The organism is Actinacidiphila acidipaludis, assembly GCF_019890725.1.
GTDB lineage: Bacteria > Actinomycetota > Actinomycetes > Streptomycetales > Streptomycetaceae > Actinacidiphila > Actinacidiphila acidipaludis.
The window spans coordinates 77102-93047 of record NZ_JAINZZ010000002.1 but is presented as its reverse complement, the minus strand read 5'-3'; the positions used below and the strand labels follow the sequence as shown (position 1 = coordinate 93047).

The 15946-nt window shown below is 72.4% G+C and carries 17 protein-coding genes and 1 pseudogene; 2 read left to right on the top strand and 16 right to left on the bottom strand.

Translation table 11 applies throughout. The features are described from left to right. Positions 1-85: 85 nt before the first annotated feature. The gene (locus K7862_RS02185) at positions 86-721 is read right to left on the bottom strand and encodes a histone deacetylase (RefSeq protein WP_308011800.1); all 636 of its coding nucleotides are present in this window, start codon (positions 719-721) and stop codon (positions 86-88) included. A 106-nt stretch (positions 722-827) separates the two neighbouring features. Here K7862_RS02185 and K7862_RS02180 point away from each other — a divergent pair, with 106 nt between their 5' ends. Next, a complete protein-coding gene (locus K7862_RS02180) occupies positions 828-1241 on the top strand; it encodes a hypothetical protein (protein ID WP_222959879.1) in 414 nt (137 codons plus the stop codon). Between the two features lie 103 nt (positions 1242-1344). On the opposite strand, the gene K7862_RS02175 is transcribed toward K7862_RS02180, so the two are convergent. Beyond that, the gene (locus K7862_RS02175) at positions 1345-1647 is read right to left on the bottom strand and encodes a hypothetical protein (protein ID WP_222959877.1); all 303 of its coding nucleotides are present in this window, start codon (positions 1645-1647) and stop codon (positions 1345-1347) included. Positions 1648-1782: 135 nt separating this feature from the next. After that, entirely contained in the window at positions 1783-1989 is a 207-nt protein-coding gene (locus K7862_RS02170; RefSeq protein WP_222959875.1) for a hypothetical protein, read from the bottom strand. A 202-nt stretch (positions 1990-2191) separates the two neighbouring features. Between K7862_RS02170 and K7862_RS02165 the strand changes: the two genes are divergently transcribed. After that, on the top strand, positions 2192-2566 hold the full coding sequence (locus K7862_RS02165; RefSeq protein ID WP_308011799.1) for an SMI1/KNR4 family protein: 375 nt from the start codon (positions 2192-2194) through the stop codon (positions 2564-2566). A gap of 10 nt (positions 2567-2576) precedes the next feature. On the opposite strand, the gene K7862_RS37245 is transcribed toward K7862_RS02165, so the two are convergent. The 13 genes and pseudogenes from K7862_RS37245 to K7862_RS02100 form a co-directional block, all read right to left on the bottom strand. Next, on the bottom strand, positions 2577-2960 hold the full coding sequence (locus tag K7862_RS37245; protein WP_308011798.1) for a DUF4253 domain-containing protein: 384 nt from the start codon (positions 2958-2960) through the stop codon (positions 2577-2579). A gap of 648 nt (positions 2961-3608) precedes the next feature. After that, on the bottom strand, positions 3609-4970 hold the full coding sequence (glnA2, locus tag K7862_RS02155; protein ID WP_222959869.1) for a gamma-glutamylpolyamine synthetase GlnA2: 1362 nt from the start codon (positions 4968-4970) through the stop codon (positions 3609-3611). A gap of 140 nt (positions 4971-5110) precedes the next feature. Continuing rightward, entirely contained in the window at positions 5111-5953 is an 843-nt protein-coding gene (locus tag K7862_RS02150; RefSeq protein ID WP_222959867.1) for a hypothetical protein, read from the bottom strand. A 198-nt stretch (positions 5954-6151) separates the two neighbouring features. Further along, positions 6152-6700, bottom strand: a pseudogene (locus K7862_RS02145) (Rv1363c family protein); the annotation flags it as partial. Between the two features lie 11 nt (positions 6701-6711). Next, entirely contained in the window at positions 6712-7344 is a 633-nt protein-coding gene (locus tag K7862_RS02140; RefSeq protein ID WP_222959865.1) for a hypothetical protein, read from the bottom strand. Positions 7345-7355: 11 nt separating this feature from the next. Beyond that, complete coding sequence (locus K7862_RS02135; protein WP_262412529.1) at positions 7356-7895, bottom strand: Rv1363c family protein; 540 nt, start codon at positions 7893-7895, stop codon at positions 7356-7358. Beyond that, positions 7892-9274, bottom strand: a complete 1383-nt coding sequence (locus K7862_RS02130; RefSeq protein ID WP_222959863.1) for an MCE family protein — start codon at positions 9272-9274, stop codon at positions 7892-7894. Before K7862_RS02130 ends, K7862_RS02135 begins: the two co-directional genes overlap by 4 nt. After that, positions 9274-10389 carry an MCE family protein gene (locus K7862_RS02125; protein ID WP_222959861.1) on the bottom strand — a complete coding sequence of 372 codons (1116 nt, stop codon included), beginning with the start codon at positions 10387-10389 and terminating at the stop codon, positions 9274-9276. The genes K7862_RS02130 and K7862_RS02125 overlap by 1 nt, the downstream gene beginning before the upstream one ends. Further along, entirely contained in the window at positions 10386-11615 is a 1230-nt protein-coding gene (locus K7862_RS02120; RefSeq protein WP_262412528.1) for an MCE family protein, read from the bottom strand. Before K7862_RS02120 ends, K7862_RS02125 begins: the two co-directional genes overlap by 4 nt. Beyond that, positions 11612-12784, bottom strand: coding sequence for an MCE family protein (locus K7862_RS02115; RefSeq protein ID WP_222959859.1), 1173 nt, complete (start codon positions 12782-12784; stop codon positions 11612-11614). The genes K7862_RS02120 and K7862_RS02115 overlap by 4 nt, the downstream gene beginning before the upstream one ends. Next, positions 12781-13812 carry an MCE family protein gene (locus K7862_RS02110; RefSeq protein ID WP_222959857.1) on the bottom strand — a complete coding sequence of 344 codons (1032 nt, stop codon included), beginning with the start codon at positions 13810-13812 and terminating at the stop codon, positions 12781-12783. The genes K7862_RS02115 and K7862_RS02110 overlap by 4 nt, the downstream gene beginning before the upstream one ends. Further along, positions 13809-15071 (bottom strand): MCE family protein, encoded by a 1263-nt coding sequence (locus tag K7862_RS02105; RefSeq protein WP_222959855.1) that lies wholly within the window; start codon positions 15069-15071, stop codon positions 13809-13811. Before K7862_RS02105 ends, K7862_RS02110 begins: the two co-directional genes overlap by 4 nt. Continuing rightward, positions 15068-15943: an MlaE family ABC transporter permease gene (locus K7862_RS02100; protein WP_262412527.1), complete on the bottom strand. Its 876-nt coding sequence runs from the start codon at positions 15941-15943 to the stop codon at positions 15068-15070. Before K7862_RS02100 ends, K7862_RS02105 begins: the two co-directional genes overlap by 4 nt. Positions 15944-15946: the final 3 nt, after the last annotated feature.

Genomic DNA, 15946 nt, shown 5'->3' with positions numbered 1-15946 from the left:
GGCAGGGCCGGGCGGTCGGACCCGGGCGGTCAGGAGCCGGCGGTCGGACCCGGGCGGTCGGACCCGGGCGGTCAGGAGCGAGCGGTCAGGCCCCGGCGGGGCCCAGCACGCCGCCCTCGGCGGTCCAGTGGCCGGCCGCGCCCGGGCAGGCGGCGAGGTAACGGGCGATCACCGCGTCGTCCCAGGCGCCGGCCTCGCGCAGGCCGGCGCTCAGGTGCCGCAGGTACGCGGCGGAGGGGGCGGTCCAGGGCAGGTCGCGGAGGGACCAGGGCGCGGTGAGGGTGAGGAGCGGGTGCCCGTCGAGGAACCCTGCCCGGACCAGCGTCTGGTAGCGGCCGGGCCCCAGCACGCAGCGGCCGGTGGCCAGGACCTCGGCGAGGTCCAGATCGACGCCGGGTTCGCCGTACATCTCCTGGGCCGCGATGTCGGAGAACTGCTGGGCGGTGATGAGGTGGGCCCGCGCCAGGGCACGGCCCCCCGCGTCCGGGTCGTAGAAGGCGCGGCCACCGCCCCACACCGGCGAGTGGGTCGCGAAGTACACCACGCCCGTCAGTTCGACCGCCGCCGACCGCAGCGGGGGCGCCGGGTCCCTGGCCCCCGGGTACACCCGCAGCGCCCCGGCGGGCCGCCCGCCCTCCAGATAGCACGCCAGCCGCGCGCGATGGGTATTCGACCCGTACGCGGCATACCAGACGCGGTCGCGCACCGCTTCGTCCTCCACACCCTCATCTTGCCGTCGCACCGGGCGGGAGCCGGCTCCGGCAGCGCCGGGAGGACGGGCGGGGGCCCTGGTTCCTCCATGATCGTCGCCGCATCAGAATGGCGGCATGAGAGCGGAGAGGGACATACCCGTCGGTGAGCGCGTGCTGCTGGTCGAGAACCGTGTCAGCGTGGAGTCGCTCGGACACGTGGGGCACGCGCTGCCCGAACGCGCCGCGAACGAGGAGGTGGTGTTCCTCGCCTACAGCCCCGCCGACATACCGGTCGGCACACGTTTCGCCTACTGCTACCGGCGGCTCGAACCGACCGACGTCGTGTCGGTGACCGCGACGGTCATGGGCGTCACCCAGCAGTTCGGACACAGCTGGGACGCCATCCCGCACGGCTGGAAGACGGTGGTCCTGCTGCGGTTCGAGCCCGAGGTGCCCGCGATGGTCCGTGAACTCCCGGAGGTGCCGAGGTGGTCGGGATCCGCGTCCGTCTGCATTTCCGACCGGGAGGTCTGGGAGGCACGCAGCTGAGCCGTCCGGGGGACTTCCGGCTCAGGAGTCCGCCAGTGCGCTCCGCCCCACCCCGCCCTCAGCCCCTCGGAGGCCCGGGACGGCGGCCCCGCCTCAGCCGAGGTCAGCGGCCGGCCCGCTGACCGACGCGCTGGCCGAAGTGCTGCAGCACCACGCCGCAGATCAGCAGGAGCATGCTGCAGGCGAAGGCGACGTCGGAGACGGTGCGGTCGTGCAGTGAGCCGGCGAACCGGGACAACCCCAGCCCCGACGCGAAGAGCAGGGCTCCCCACCCCCACAGCCGCGGCCGGAGGATGTCCTCCCGCCGCCACAGCACGGCCCGGCCGGTCGTGAGGGCCATGACGCCCATCGCCGCGTAGAGCCCTACGGCAATCACCACGGCGACCAGCAACATCTCGTGAAGCATCGCCCCCCTCTTCTCTCCCCCCGCGATCATGGCAACGCCGGCCACGAACGACCAGACCCCCGTCTGTGATCCCGCCGACGCGACTCCCTCCGGGATGCGCCCCCTTGCGCGCCGCCACGCGGGCGACAGGCACCGTCACCGCCACATCCCGCGCCTGGTCCGCCACTGCATCACGGACATGGCCACCACCAGGCCGAGGACCCAGAGCCCGTAGACGACCGAACCCCAGACCCAGGGCCACCGGCGGAAGAACAACCACCAAGCGGCAGCGAGCACTCCGGTGCCGATCGCCGCGCACACCACGTTGCGGATGAAGATTGCCCAGAAGCCGCGCGCCCCCATGCCTGCCCCCTGCGCCGACGGAAGAACCCCAGCATGACGCATCCCTACCAACCGGCGTGGCCCATCAGTTCGTTGATCAGCGCGCAGTCGGCGGGCGGGGCCGCTGCCTTCGTGGTCCGGGCGCTGGGTAGTCTCCCGGACCATGTGGAGAGAAGCGGCACTCCAGGTCTTTCCCGGGGCGCGATTCCGAAGTCCCGCGCAGGTGGCGGACCTTGCTGACGCGGAGGCACGCCTCGGGCGTGACCTGCCCGCCGGGCTGGGGCAGTTGCTCCTGGAGTGCGGCGGCATCATCGGGCACACCGGGGTCGACACCGTCTGGCCGGTCGAGGAGATCGTCGAGCAGAACATCTTCATCCGGACCGACCGTTCCCTCGCCCAGCTCTCCATGTCCTTCGACTCCTTCCTCTTCTTCGGCGACAACGGGGGCGGGGACCAGTTCGCCTTCGTAGAGGCCCCGCAGCGGCCGGACATCTTCGTCTGGGAGCACGAGACCGACAGCCGCCGCTGGGTGGCGAGCGACCTGCGGGACTACCTCGGCCGTTCCCTCGCCGAGGGCGGCGACGACTGGTACGTGTAGCCCTCGCTCGCTAGTCCCCCCAGAAGGACCACACCTGCGCGCCCAGAATCTGGTGGGCGGCGTAGGCGCGCAGGGATTCGTCGTCGCCCTGGGTGATGGTGTCGGACGCGAACGCGAAGTGCTCAGCGGCGATGGCTTCGGCTTCACTCGACGTCGTGACGGGCGCCGCCACCGAGACCACCATGCGGTCGTCCCCGCGCCCGACCAGCCGGGTACCGAAGCGCTCCTCCCACGACCGCAGCACCGTGACGACGTCCGCCAGGTCGTAGGGCCAACGGCCGCCGTCCAGACCGCTTTCCTCGGCAAGGCCGGCCAGATCCTTGCTCAGGTGGGGCCGGTCCAGAAGGCCCAGGTCCTCAACGGCGCCGTCGTCCTCCAACAGAGTGGCGAGCACCCGCGCCGCCACATGACCGGCGTCCGCCGGGGCTCGGACGACACGCCTGCGAGACCGGGCCACCGGGTACCGAAGGGCGCGACGACTTCCTCGAACGCGGCCGGTTCTCCGAAGAGTGCGACGACCCTGTCCCGGCCCGGGTACTCCTGGCCGGCATCCGCGAGCGTCTCCTGGGCGTACCGCTCCCAGCTCTCCCTCAGGATCTGTTCCGCGGTGCGTGCGTCCACGAACGCCTCCCCCACTTTCCCCAGTCGGTGAACCGGAGGCTACCGCCCACCTCCGACAGCGCTCACCAGGGAGGACGCACCGCGCGAACGCGAACGCGCGTCGGCCCCCGCAACGATGCGAGCCCACCGCGCCTGCTCGGCCGACCAAGCTGATCACGGCCACGGCACCAAGCGGCGCCCCCGCCGACGTACCCGGGGTGGTCGTGCTCCGCCGACATGCGCATCTGCCCCGACGCCGGCAACCCACCCAGGAAGCGGAGACACCGGTATGCGGCTCAGCAGGGCCCCACGGTCATGCCAGACAGCCCACAGACGGCCCAGGCCGCGTGCACAGCACCGCGGGGCGACGGCAAGCAGCCGTCGCCCCGGAGCGGGCACGACCAGGAACGTGCCCCTGACCTGGTGACCTGGTGACCTGGCCCTACAGCACCGGCAGGTTCTTCCTCAGCTCGAACGCGGTGACCTCGGAGCGGTACTCCTCCCACTCCTGCTTCTTGTTGCGCAGGAAGAAATCGAAGACGTGCTCCCCGAGCGTCTCGGCGACCAGCTCGCTCCGCTGCATCAGGTCGATCGCCTCGCCCAGGTTCTGGGGGAGCGGTTCGATGCCGAGGGCGCGCCGCTCGGAGTCGCTGAGGGCCCACACGTCGTCGTCGGCGCCGGGCGGGAGCTGGTAGCCCTCCTGGATACCCTTCATGCCGGCCGCGAGCAGCACCGCGTAGGACAGGTAGGGGTTGGCGCCGGAGTCCAGCGAGCGGACCTCCACCCGGGTGGACCCGGTCTTGCCGGGCTTGTACATCGGGACCCGGATCAGCGCCGAACGGTTGTTGTGGCCCCAGCAGATGTACGAGGGCGCCTCACCGCCCGCGCCCGCGGTCCGCTGCGACCCGCCCCAGATCCGCTTGTACGAGTTGACCCACTGGTTGGTGACCGCGGAGATCTCCGCGGCGTGCTTGAGCAGGCCGGCGATGAAGGAGCGGCCCACCTTCGACAGCTGGAACTCCGCGCCGGACTCGTAGAACGCGTTGCGGTCGCCCTCGAAGAGCGAGATGTGCGAGTGCATGCCCGAGCCGGGGTGCTCGGAGAACGGCTTGGGCATGAACGTGGCGTGCACCCCCTGCTCCAGCGCCACCTGCTTCATCACCAGCCGGAACGTCATGATGTTGTCGGCCGTCGACAGCGCGTCGGCGTACCGCAGGTCGATCTCCTGCTGGCCGGGGGCGCCCTCGTGGTGCGAGAACTCCACCGAGATGCCCATCGACTCCAGCATGGTGATGGCGGTCCGCCGGAAGTCCATGCCGACGTTCTGCGGGGTGTGGTCGAAGTAGCCGGAGTTGTCGGCGGGGGTGGGCCGGCCGCCGTCCAGCGGCTTGTCCTTGAGCAGGTAGAACTCGATCTCGGGGTGCGTGTAGAAGGTGAACCCGAGGTCGGAGGTCTTGGCCAGGGCGCGCTTGAGGACGTAGCGGGGGTCGGCGTAGGACGGCGACCCGTCCGGCATCAGGATGTCGCAGAACATACGGGCGGTGCCGGGGGCCTCGGCCCGCCACGGCAGCACCTGGAACGTCCCGGGGTCCGGCTTGGCGATCATGTCCGACTCGTAGACCCGGGCGAAGCCCTCGATGGCCGAGCCGTCGAAGCCGATGCCCTCGTCGAAGGCCTGCTCCAGCTCGGCGGGGGCGACGGCGACCGACTTCAGGTAGCCGAGCACGTCGGTGAACCACAGCCGAACGAAGCGGATGTCCCGCTCCTCCAGGGTGCGGAGAACGAACTCCTGCTGCTTGTCCATGTCGGTTATCCATCCATCCTTGCCGGTCAGGCCACCTCCCCCCGCCGGGGACCGCATCGGGGGACCATGAGCATTGCACCACACGGTTTCGCACACGTTGCGGGACCGCCGCTCATTCCCATAGTGCCTGCCGGGGGACGTCAGCCGAAGGTGTCGATGGAGGCGATCTTCCACGTGCCGCCCTGCCGGACCGCGTCCACCGCGAACATCGCCGCCGCGTACGTGGTGCCGCCGCTGCCGGCCGCGGTGCTGGTGTTGCGCTGGTCGGCGTAGACCAGCACCCGGGCCCGGTCGCCGGTGATCGACTCGACGCCGGTGCTGGTGACGGTGGTGGTCAGGACGAGCTTCTGCTTCGGCGCCTGCGCCCGGACCTCGGCGATCATGCCGGCGTACTGCTGGACGGCGTTGCCGGTGAGCAGACGCTTGGCGGCCGCGTCCGTCCTGGCGGCGTCGGCGTAGTCGTAGGAGAAGACGGCGTTGACGTCGGTCGCGACAGCGCCCTTGACCTCACTGGTACGGGCGGTGTCGGTCAGCGCGGTGTTGCCGGTGGCGGACGCGTCGCGCAGGTCACCGGCCTTCGCGCCGGCCAGGGCCGCGAAGCCGCCGAGCAGCACGGTGAGGACGGCGAGGACCGCGGTGAGGACCGTCCGCGGCGGGAGGCTCCGCAGCCGTGCCGCCGTAAGCCGGACGGGTGAGGAGGACGGTGCCGCGGCCGCGGCGGCCGCTCCCCCGGCCTCGGGGCTCCCGTCCGGACGCCCCTCTCCGGATTCCCCGGATTCCCTGGCGGCTCCGGCATCTCCGGCGTCCTCGGCTTCCGCGGCTTCACCGGGCTCCGTGACGCCGGGCTCGGCGACGGCCACGTCCCCGGCGGTGGCGCCGGAGCCGGACCGGCCGGTGGCGGGCCGCACGGTACGCGGCTGGGTCGTCGCGGCGACGGCGGCGAGCCTGCGCCGGCGGTTGATCAGGTGGCGGGTCGTCGACATGGCTGGGCCGGTCCTCTCAGATGGCGCTCATCGGCCGCTGGTCGGCTGCGTGGTGGCCGGGGTGTGGGATGCGGGGGCGTGGGATGCGGGGGCGCTGGGAGCGGTGCCGGCCGGACCACCCGACGCCGAACCCGGGGACGAACCCGAAGCCGAACCCGACGACGAACCCGAAGCCGGACCTGACGACGAGTCCGAAGCCGCGCCGTCCCCCATCGGCGCCTGCCCGAGCGCACTCAGCTTCCAGCCGGCCGCCGTCCGGGTCAGCTCGCCCAGCAGCCGGCTCTCCTTCACAGACGGCTTGCTCTTCGGGGCCTGCACGGTGATCCGCAGGGCGACCATCACGCTCGCCTTGCCGGCCCTGGTGTCGAGTTCGGTCACGGCGCCGGACAGCACCTTGGCGGTGCTGTCGGTCTGCGCGAGCTGCACCTGCTTCTCGAAGTCCGCGCGGCCCTGCACGAGTTGGCTGTGCAGGTCTCCGGTCGTGCTGCCCTCCCAGACGTCCAGGCCGTGCGCCAGGTCGTTGTGGTTGAGCGTGTTCATGTTCTGCACGGCCTGTTCGCCGGCCGCCAGGGCCGTGTCGCGGGCCCGGGCGAACGCCGCGTCCCCGTCGTGGGCCGCGCCGTACCAGGACCACCCGGTCCAGGCCGCGGCCACCGCCGCGACCAGGGCGAGGGCCGCGGCCACCATCAGGAGCGGGCTGCGCGCGGTCCCGTCCCCGGCCCTGCCGGAGTCGTCGTTCTCGGCCATCTGCCTCTCCCCTACCGGGCCTTGAGATCGGTGATGCGCCAGCGGCCGCCGGTGTACTCGGCGGTCACCGACAGCTGGGCGGCGGCGCTGGTGGCCGTGGCGCCGGCGCGCTGTGCGGTCTGGTCCAGGAAGACCAGCAGCCGGGCGCGGGTGGACGTCAGGGAGACCACGCCGGCCCTGACCACCCGGGTGGTCAGGATGAGCTTCTGGTCGGCGACCTGCCCGCGGATCCGGGCGAACAGCTCCTGGTACTGGGTGGCCGCCGCGCCCGCGAGCAGGTCGCGGGCCGCCTGGGCGGTGGACTGGGTGTCCTGCGGGGTGTAGGCGAAGATTTGGCTGAGCGCGTTGCTGACGTCGCCGGTGACCTGGTCGGTGGCGGCGGCGTCGGTGAGCGCGCGGTTGTCGCGGGCCGCCGGGTCCTTCATCTGCTGGGCGGCGACGAGCAGGGCGCCCGCCAGCAGCACGACCAGGGTCAGCACCGCGGTCGCGGCGATCGTCCGCCCCCGCCGGCGCGGGCCGCGCTCCGGCGCCGGGGCGGGCTCGTTCTCGGGTGAGGTGCGCGGGGCCGGTATGACGGCCCCGGGGGTGTCCTCGTCGGTGGTGCTCACCGGCACCGCCTCCTTCACGTCGTCCCTGTCGCCCATGCCGTCCGTCCTCAACTCGTGCCGAGCGGCACCGCGGTGAGCGCGGTGAGCTTCCAGGAGCCGCCGGTGCGGGACAGGCCCGCCTCGAAGCGTTTGCGGTCGGTGGTCGCGGTGCCTCCGCGCGGGGTGACGCGCACCTGGACGGTCGCGATGACCTTCGCGGTGCCCGCCCTGGTGTCGAGTTCGGTGACGGCGGCGTCGGTGACGGTCCCGCTGGTCGAGGTGCCGGACGTCCTGAGCGCGCCGGCGTCCGCGCCGTGGCTGCGGGTGAGCTGGTCGTGCAGCGGTCCGGTGGTCGCGTCGAGCCACAGGCCGAGGTCGCGGTCCAGGTGGGCGGCGTCCACGGTGTTGAGCCGGGCGATGTCCTGGCGGCCGGCCGCCAGCGCGGCGTCGCGGGCCTTGCCGAAGCGCAGCGCGTCGTCCCCGCGGGCCGCGGTGTACGACCACACGGCGACGCCCAGCAGCAGCGCGGCCGCCGTCCAGCCGGCCGTCCAGATCACGGTGGCCCGGCGCAGGGCCCTGACGCGCGCGGGCACCCGGGTCCTCGTCATGGTGTGTCCTCCAGTCCGAGCAGACCGGCGAGGCTGGTGGGGCCGCCGGGCGGCAGTCCGGGCAGGCCGAGCGCGCCGGGCAGGGCCGCCGCCTCACGCCCCCCGGTCCCGTTCCCGGTGTCGAACCCGCCACCGGTCCCGGTCCCGGTCCCGGCTCCGGCTCCGGCTCCGGCTCCGGCTCCGCTGTACGGACCCGTCACCGTCGTGTCGCCGGCCAGGGTGCCGGTCGGCAGTACGGAACCGGGCTGGGCGGGTGCCGGAACCGCACCGCTGCCGGGGGCGTTCGCGGAGCCGCGGACGTCGGTGCCGGAGGAGGCGGAGGCGGTGCAGCGGGCCGCGGTGTTGAACGCGGTGGCGGGTGCGCCGGTGTCCAGGCCGTTGCGGTAGGCGGTGCCGCCGTAGCCGGAGGTGCACGGCAGCGGTGAGAAGAAGGTGACGGCCATCCCGACGAGCACGCCGTGGGAGGTGACCACGGTCGACCCCGCGGACGCCACCGCGGGCACCTTGACCAGGAACTCCTGGATGCCGTTCTGCCGGGTCACCGCCACGTCGGAGGTGGTCAGCAGGTTCGCCAGGACCACGCTGAGGTCGGGGCCGACGTCCCGCAGCAGCGCGCTGACCTGTCCGGCTGCCTCCGGCGCGGCGGTGATCAGCCGGCGCAGGTCGGTGTCGGAGGAGTCGAGCTGCGCGGCGAGCTGGTTGGCGCTGGAGGCGAACGAGGTGAAGGCGCCGCCCTCGTCGGCCTGGGTGTGCAGCACGGTGCGCGCGTCGAGCATCAGCCGGGTGTCGCCGGGGAGGTTGGCGTCGGCCGCGGAGATGAAGTCGCCGCTGCTGTCGAGGAGCGACTGGAGGTTGCCCGCCTGCCCGTTGAACGCCTTGCCGAACTCGTCGACGACCGTGCGCAGCGAGTCCAGCGGGACCGACGCGGCGAGGTCGTTCACGCTGGTGAGCAGGTTGGTGACCGGGGCCGGGACGCTCGCGTCGGCCTCGGTGATGCGGGAGCCGTTGTGCAGGTAGGGCGGGTCGTCGGTGCTGGGCCGCAGGTCGATGTACTGCTCGCCGACCGCGGACAGGTCGGCGACGACCGCCTTCAGCCGGTCGGGGATGCGCGGGGCGGAGTCGTCGATGTGCAGCTCCGCCTCCACGCCGTCGTCGGTGAGCCGGACCGGGCCGACCCGGCCGACCGACACGCCCCGGTAGGTGACGTCGGCGTTGCTGAACAGGCCGCCTGCCTCCGGCAGTTCGACCTTGACGGTGTAGTAGCCGCGCAGGCCCGCGTACTTGCCGAGGTCGGCGTACCGGACGCCGATGTAGCCGAGGACGAGGACGGCGACGAGCAGGAACGCGATGTTCTTGGCGACGGTGGCCTTGGTGAGCATCAGCGGCCGCCCTTCGTGGCGGTGACCGAGGGCAGCGGGAGCGGCAGCGTCCGCGCGTTGCGCTGGGATTCGGGGGTGGGTCCGACGCCGGGGTAGGTGCTGTCCTCGGGCAGCAGCGCCGGGACGATCCGGGTGCCCGGCGCGGCGGTGAGGTCGAGGTAGGCGTTCAGGTAGTCGCCCTTGACGCCGTTGAGGACCTCGTCGGTGAACGGATAGGTGAGCAGCACCTGGAGCGAGTCCGGCAGGTCCCGGCCGGCGTCGGCGAGCCGTTGCAGGGTCGGCGCCAGGGCCTTGAGGTCGGCGACCATGTCGTCCTTGCTCCTGTCGACGGTGTCCACGGCGACGCCGGAGAGGGTGTCGAGCGACCGGAGCATCGTGACCAGCGAACCGCGCTGCTGGTCCAGCACCTTGAGACCGGGGCTCAGCCCGGTGAGCACCGTGCCGATCTTCTGGTCGCGGGTGGCGAGGGTGGCGGAGAGCTGGTTGACGCCGTCGAGGGCGTCGGTGATGTCCTGCTTGTGGGTGTCGAGGTCGGAGACGAGCGTGTCGACCTGCGTGAGCATGTCGCGGACCTGGGGCTCGTTGCCCGCCAGCGCCTTGTCGAGCTCGGTGCTGATGGTCTTGAGCTGCTGGATGCCGCCGCCGTTGAGGAGCATCGACAGGGCGCCGAAGACCTCCTCGACCTCGGGGTTGCGGTTGGTGTGCGACAGCGGGATGGTCGCGCCGCCGCCCAGCCGTCCGGTGGCGGACTCGCCGCTCGGCGGGCCGGAGAGCTGGACGTACTTCTCACCGAGCAGGCTGGACTGCTCCAGGTGCGCGTAGGCGTTGGCGGGCAGCCGCACCTTGCCGTTGACCTGCATGGTGACCACGGCCGACCAGCCGTCGGGGCCGAGGGCGATACCGGTGACGCGTCCCACGGCGACGTCGTTGACCCGCACGGACGCCTGCGGCACCAGGTCGAGGACGTCGGCGAACCGGGCCTTGACGGTGTAGGGGTGGGCGCCGACGTTCGCGCCGCCGGGCAGCGGCAGGGACTGGACCCCGCCGAAGCCGCAGCCGGTGAGGGTCAGGGCGAGGGCGGCGCCGGCTGCCGCCGTGGTGATCCGCCGGTTCATCGGCCCGCCCGTTCGGCCGGTGCGCTGCCGTAGACGGTGCCGATCGGTGGCAGCGGGAGGGGCAGCGTGCCGGTGCCGGGGGTGACCGGCCGCAGGCCGGACCTGGTGCCGGTGGCCGTCGTACTGGCGGCCGACCCACTCGCGGCCGACGTGGTGGCGGCTGTGGTGGCCGCCGTACCGGCGGCGGTCAGATCGGGGCCCATGCTCAGCTCGTTGATGTCGGCGCGGCCGTCGAGGGTGCCGTGCTGCGGGTCGTAGGCGTTGAGCAGGTTGTCGGCGGCCAGCGGCGCCGTGTCGAGGAGTTCGGCGAGGGAGGCCCGCTGGTCGACGAGGGTCTGGGTGATCGGCGCCAGCCGGGAGATGCTGGTCTTCAGGCGGCCGCGGTTGTCCTCGATGAAGGTCTTCACCTGCCCGAGCGCGGTGGACAGTTGCTGCAGGGCGCCACCGAGGTTCTGCTTGTCCTCGGCGAGGAATCCGGTGACGGAGGAGAGCTGGTCGGTGGCGGCCTTCACCTTGCCGTCGTTGTTCTTCAGCATGGTGGTGAAGGACTGCAGGTAGGACAGGGTCGCGAACAGGTCGCCGCTGTGGCCGTCCAGCGTCCTGGAGGCGGCGCCGAGCTGGGCGATGCTGTCGCCGATCGCCTTGCCGTTGCCGTCGAGGTTCTTCGCGCCGGTGTCCAGCAGCCGGGACAGGGCGCCGGTGGCGTTGGCGCCGCCGGGTCCGAGGGCGTTGCTGAGCTGGGTGATGCTGTCGTAGAGCTGGTCGACCTCGACGGGTGTGGCGGTACGGGAGGCGGGGATCTCGTCGTGGTCCTTCATCAGCGGGCCGCCGGTCCAGGCGGGGGTGAGCTGGACGTAGCGGTCGGCGACGACGCTGGGGGCGACGACGACCGCGCCCGCGGTGGCCGGGACCTTCACGCCGTGGTCGAGCCGCAGCGTCACCTCGACCTGCTTGCCGCGCGGGTGGATGGCCTCGACCGTGCCCACCCGGACGCCCAGGACGCGCACGTCGGAGCCCTTGTACACGCCGACGGTGCGGTCGAAGTACGCGGTGACGCGCGGGCCGTCGGGTCCGCCGAAGGCCCGGACGCCCGCGGCGGCGGCGCCGGCGACCACCGCGAGGACGGTGACGACGACTCCGGCGCGCAGCAGCGTGCGCCACAGGTCCGGGCTGCCGTCGCCGGCCCGCGCGGGGCGGCGGAACCGGACGGACCGCACCGACATCATGAGGTGCCTCCTGTCGCCTTGGGCGGCATGCACCCGGTGGCCGGCGGGGTGCCCTTGGGCAGGTAGTTCCTGGGCACGAGACCGCACAGGTAGCTGTCGAACCAGCGGCCGTTGCCGAGGGTGTTGCCGACCACCCGGTAGTAGGGGCCGGCCAGGGCCAGCACCTTGTCGAGGCTGGACTGGTTGGCCAGCAGCACGCCGGTGACCCGGTCGAGGGCGTCCAGGGTGGGGGCGAGCTGCCGGTTGTTGTCGGCGACCAGGCCGTTGAGCTGGGTGCCCAGGTCCTGGGTGCCGGTGAGCAGGGAGTGGATGGCGTCGCGCCGCTGCTGGATCTCGCCGAGCAGCAGGTTGCCGTCGGTGAGGAGTTGCTGGAAGCGGCCGTTCTGGTCGGAGAGCGTCTTGGTCAGCTGCTTGCTGCCGGCCAGCAGGTCCGCGAGCTGCGCGTCGCGGCTGGAGATGGTCTTCGACAGTGACGAGAGCCCGGTGGCGGCGCTGCGCACCGAGGCGGGGGTGTCCTTGAAGGTGTCGGAGATCGTCTGGAAGCTCGCGGCGAGCTGCCGGGTGTCGATCGCGCCGAGGGTCTGCCCGAGGCCGTTGAACGCCTGGGTGACGTCGTAGGGCGAGGTGGTGCGGCTTCTGGGGATGCGCTGGGCGGGGTCCTGGGGGCGGTTGCCGAGCGGGTCGACGGCCAGGTACTTCTCGCCGAGCAGGGTCTTGATGCCGATGGCGGCGGTGCTGGAGTCGCCGATCCAGGTGTGGCGGACCGTGAAGGTGACCTTGACCCGGTCGCCGTCCAGGGAGACCCCGGTGACCTTGCCGACCTTGACGCCGGCGACCCGCACCTCGTTGCCGGGCCGCAGTCCGGCGGCCTCGCTGAAGTCGGCGGAGTAGCCGGTGCCGCCGCCGATCAGCGGCAGGGCGTCGGCGTTGTAGGCGACCAGGCTGACCAGGGCCAGCAGCACGAGTCCCGCGGCGCCCACGGCGACCGGACTGCGTTCGCGCAGCGGCCGGAAGAGGGGGATGCCGCGGCGGGCGGGGTCCCGCAGGAGGCGCCGCAGCCCGGGGACCCGCCGCAGCCGGGCGACGGTCCCGGTGCCCGCGGCCGCCCGCAGCCGGGAGAGCCTCCCGGGTCCCGCGGCCGGCCGCGGTCCGGTGCGTCCGGGCGTCATGAGCGGCACCTCGCTTCGGTGATCGCTATGCCGGTGGGCGGCGTGCTGCCGTCGGAGGTGGTGACTCCCCGCACGGTCGCCTGGCAGAGGTAGAGGTTGAGCCAGGACCCGTAGGAGGCGGCGCGCCCGACGGCCTGGAACTTCTGCGGTGTCTTCGTCAGGAAGTTCTCCAGCTCCGGGCTGTTGTCCGCGAGGTTGGTGGAGAGCCGGCCGAGTTGGGCGATGGAGTCCTTCAGCGGCTGCCGTCCGTCGTCGAGCAGTCCGGCGGTGCTGGTGGTGAGCCGGGAGATGGCGGAGATCGACTGGCCGATGGGCTCGCGGTCCTGGGAGAAGCCGGAGACGAGCTGCTGGAGGGTGGTGACCAGGTCGTTGAAGCCCGACTCGCGGGTGTTGACGGTGGTCAGGACCGCGTTGAGGTTGTCGATGACCTGCCCGACCACCTGGTCCTTGGCGGCCAGGGTGGTGGTCAGCGAGCCGATGCTGCTGATCAGTTGGTCGACGGTGCCGCCCTCGCCCTGCAGCACCTGGACGATCTCACCGGAGAGCTGGTTGATCTCGGTGGGCGCCAGGCCCTGGAACAGCGGCTGGAAGCCGTTGAAGAGCTGAGTGAGGTCGAGCGCGGGTGTGGTGCGGGCGAGCGGGATGGTGCCGCCGGCGGGCAGCACGCCGCCGACCGGGCCGGTGCCCTGTCCGAGGTCGACGTACCGCTGGCCGACCATGTTGAGGTACTTGATGGTCGCGGTGACCGAGGCGGGCAGGGCGCGGTTCTTCTGCACGGAGAAGTGCACCTGCGCGTAGCGGCGGTCGACGACCTTGATGGAGTCGACCTGGCCGACCTTGACGCCCGCGATCCGCACGCTGTCGCCGGCGGCCAGGCCGGTGGTGTCGGTGAACCGGGCGTTGTAGCCGCTGGTGTCGCCGACTGCGGCGCCGGCGATGCTGATCGCCAGCACGGCGGTGGCCAGTGCGGTGACCAGGACGAAGATCAGCGACTTGACGACGGGCCCGGTCAGGGAGCGGCGCTTCACCGCACCGTCACCTCCGTCCCGCGGAAGACGGGCCCGGTCAGCAGGCTGCTCCAGTCCGGCAGGTCCGCCGGGGAGGTGTGCGTGGCCGGCGCGAGGAGTTCGTTGACCAGTTCGTTCTCCTGCGGGGAGTTGGCGAGCGGGGTGGTGCCGCGGCCGGTGTACGGGACGGGGTAGCACTGCGGGCCGCCGCCGGCGCCGTACACCGGGGTGTCCCGGCCCGCGACGTACTTGCCGCGGGAGGGCACCGAGGTGACGTCGACGTGCAGCCCCGGCTGGGAGGTGCCCTTGCCGAGTGCCTTGTCCATGACGGGCACGAAGTCGGCGAGGGTGCGCAGGGTGCACGGGAAGGAGGGGGCGTACTCGGCGAGCAGCCCGAGGGTGCCGCGGCTGTCGGCGGACAGCCGGATGAGGTTGTCCTGGTTCTGCCGCAGGTAGGTGGTGAGGTCCTGTGCGGTGGAGGTCGCCGACCCGTACAGGGTGCTGAGGTCGGCGCGCTCCTCGGCGATGGTGCCGCTGGTCCTGGTGAAGTCGGTGAGGGCCTGCACCAGGTCGGGTGCGGCGCTGTCGTAGACGTGGCTGACCGTGACGAGCTGCTTGATGTCGTCGTTCAGCGCGGGCAGTTCGGGGTTGAGCTTGGTCAGGTAGCGGTCGAGCTGGGCGAGGGTGGTGCCGAGCTGGGTGCCGCGGCCGTTCAGCGCGGTGGCGACCGCGTTGAGGGTGGCGGCCAGCTTCTGCGGCTGCACGGCGGTGAGCAGCGGCATCACGTTGTCGAGCACCTGCTGCAGCTCGATGGCGTCGCCCGACCGGTCCTGGCCGATGGTGTCGCCGGCGGCCAGCGCGGGGCCGCCGGACACCGCGTCGGCGGGCGGGATCAGGGCCACGTAGCGCTCGCCGAAGAGCGTGGTGGGCAGCATCTGCGCGGTGACGCCGGCCGGGATGCGGTCCAGTGCGCCCGGTCGGAGGGCCAGGGTGAGCCGGGCGCCCTGCCCGTCGGCGTGGATGGCCGCGACGCGTCCGACGACGACGCCGCGCATCTTCACGTCGGCGCCCTGGTGCATCTCGTTGCCGGTGCTGCCGGTCTCGACGGTGACGGTCGCCTCGTGGGCGAACGACTTGTCGTAGACGGCGACGGCCAGCCACGCCAGCAGCGCCGGGACCAGCAGGAAGACGATGCCGGCGGTGCGGCGGCGGGCGGTGGCGCCCAGGCGGGGGCGCGGCGCGGCGGGAGCGGCCGGGGTCCGGGTGTCGGTGGTGGTCATCCGGCCACCCGCACCGTGGTCGTCGCGCCCCAGATCGCCAGGCTGAGGAAGAAGTCGGTCACCGAGATGATCACGATGGCGTTGCGCACCGACCGGCCCACGGCGATGCCCACTCCGGCCGGGCCGCCCTTGGCGGTGTAGCCGTAGTAGCAGTGGGCGAGGATCACCACGACGCTGAAGATCAGCACCTTGAGGGTGGACAGCAGGACGTCGGCGGGCGACAGGAACAGGTTGAAGTAGTGGTCGTAGGTGCCGGAGGACTGGCCGTTGACCCACACGGTGACCAGCCGGGAGGCCGCGTAGCTGCTCAGCAGGCCGATGCCGTACAGCGGCACGATCGCCACGACGCCGGCGATGATCCGGGTGGTGACGAGGTAGGGCATGCTGCGCACCCCCATGCCCTCCAGCGCGTCGACCTCCTCGTTGATCCGCATCGCGCCGAGCTGCGCGGTGAAGCCCGCGCCGACGGTGGCGGACAGGGCCAGGCCGGCCACCAGCGGGGCGATCTCCCGGGTGTTGAAGTACGCGGAGATGAAGCCGGTGAACGCGGTGGTGCCCAGTTCGTTCATCGCCGCGTAGCCCTGCAGGCCGACGACGGTGCCGGTGGCCAGCGTCATGCCGATCATCACGCCGACGGTGCCGCCGATGACACCGAGGCCGCCGCTGCCGAACGCGACCTCGGCGAGCAGGCGCTGCACCTCCCTGAGGTAGCGGCGCAGGGTACGCGGGATCCACAGCACCGCGGTGATGTGGAAGATGAGGTGGTCGCCGGTCTCGTCCAGCCAGCGCAGCCAGCGCGTCCCGGAGGGGGCCCGGCGGCGTGGCGGTCGCGGCGGCTCGGCCCGCGGCGCGTCCTCGTCGACGAGGGTCATCGC

Excerpts from the sequence above, each read along its gene's own strand:
- K7862_RS02180 (WP_222959879.1), top strand. The coding sequence starts at position 828 with ATGAGAGCGGAGAGGGACATACCCGTCGGTGAGCGCGTGCTGCTGGTC.
- K7862_RS02175 (WP_222959877.1), bottom strand. The coding sequence starts at position 1,647 with ATGCTTCACGAGATGTTGCTGGTCGCCGTGGTGATTGCCGTAGGGCTC.
- K7862_RS02170 (WP_222959875.1), bottom strand. The coding sequence starts at position 1,989 with ATGGGGGCGCGCGGCTTCTGGGCAATCTTCATCCGCAACGTGGTGTGC.
- glnA2 (WP_222959869.1), bottom strand. The coding sequence starts at position 4,970 with ATGGACAAGCAGCAGGAGTTCGTTCTCCGCACCCTGGAGGAGCGGGAC.
- K7862_RS02150 (WP_222959867.1), bottom strand. The coding sequence starts at position 5,953 with ATGTCGACGACCCGCCACCTGATCAACCGCCGGCGCAGGCTCGCCGCC.
- K7862_RS02140 (WP_222959865.1), bottom strand. The coding sequence starts at position 7,344 with ATGGGCGACAGGGACGACGTGAAGGAGGCGGTGCCGGTGAGCACCACC.
- K7862_RS02135 (WP_262412529.1), bottom strand. The coding sequence starts at position 7,895 with ATGACGAGGACCCGGGTGCCCGCGCGCGTCAGGGCCCTGCGCCGGGCC.
- K7862_RS02130 (WP_222959863.1), bottom strand. The coding sequence starts at position 9,274 with ATGCTCACCAAGGCCACCGTCGCCAAGAACATCGCGTTCCTGCTCGTC.
- K7862_RS02125 (WP_222959861.1), bottom strand. The coding sequence starts at position 10,389 with ATGAACCGGCGGATCACCACGGCGGCAGCCGGCGCCGCCCTCGCCCTG.
- K7862_RS02120 (WP_262412528.1), bottom strand. The coding sequence starts at position 11,615 with ATGATGTCGGTGCGGTCCGTCCGGTTCCGCCGCCCCGCGCGGGCCGGC.
- K7862_RS02115 (WP_222959859.1), bottom strand. The coding sequence starts at position 12,784 with ATGACGCCCGGACGCACCGGACCGCGGCCGGCCGCGGGACCCGGGAGG.
- K7862_RS02105 (WP_222959855.1), bottom strand. The coding sequence starts at position 15,071 with ATGACCACCACCGACACCCGGACCCCGGCCGCTCCCGCCGCGCCGCGC.
- K7862_RS02100 (WP_262412527.1), bottom strand. The coding sequence starts at position 15,943 with ATGACCCTCGTCGACGAGGACGCGCCGCGGGCCGAGCCGCCGCGACCG.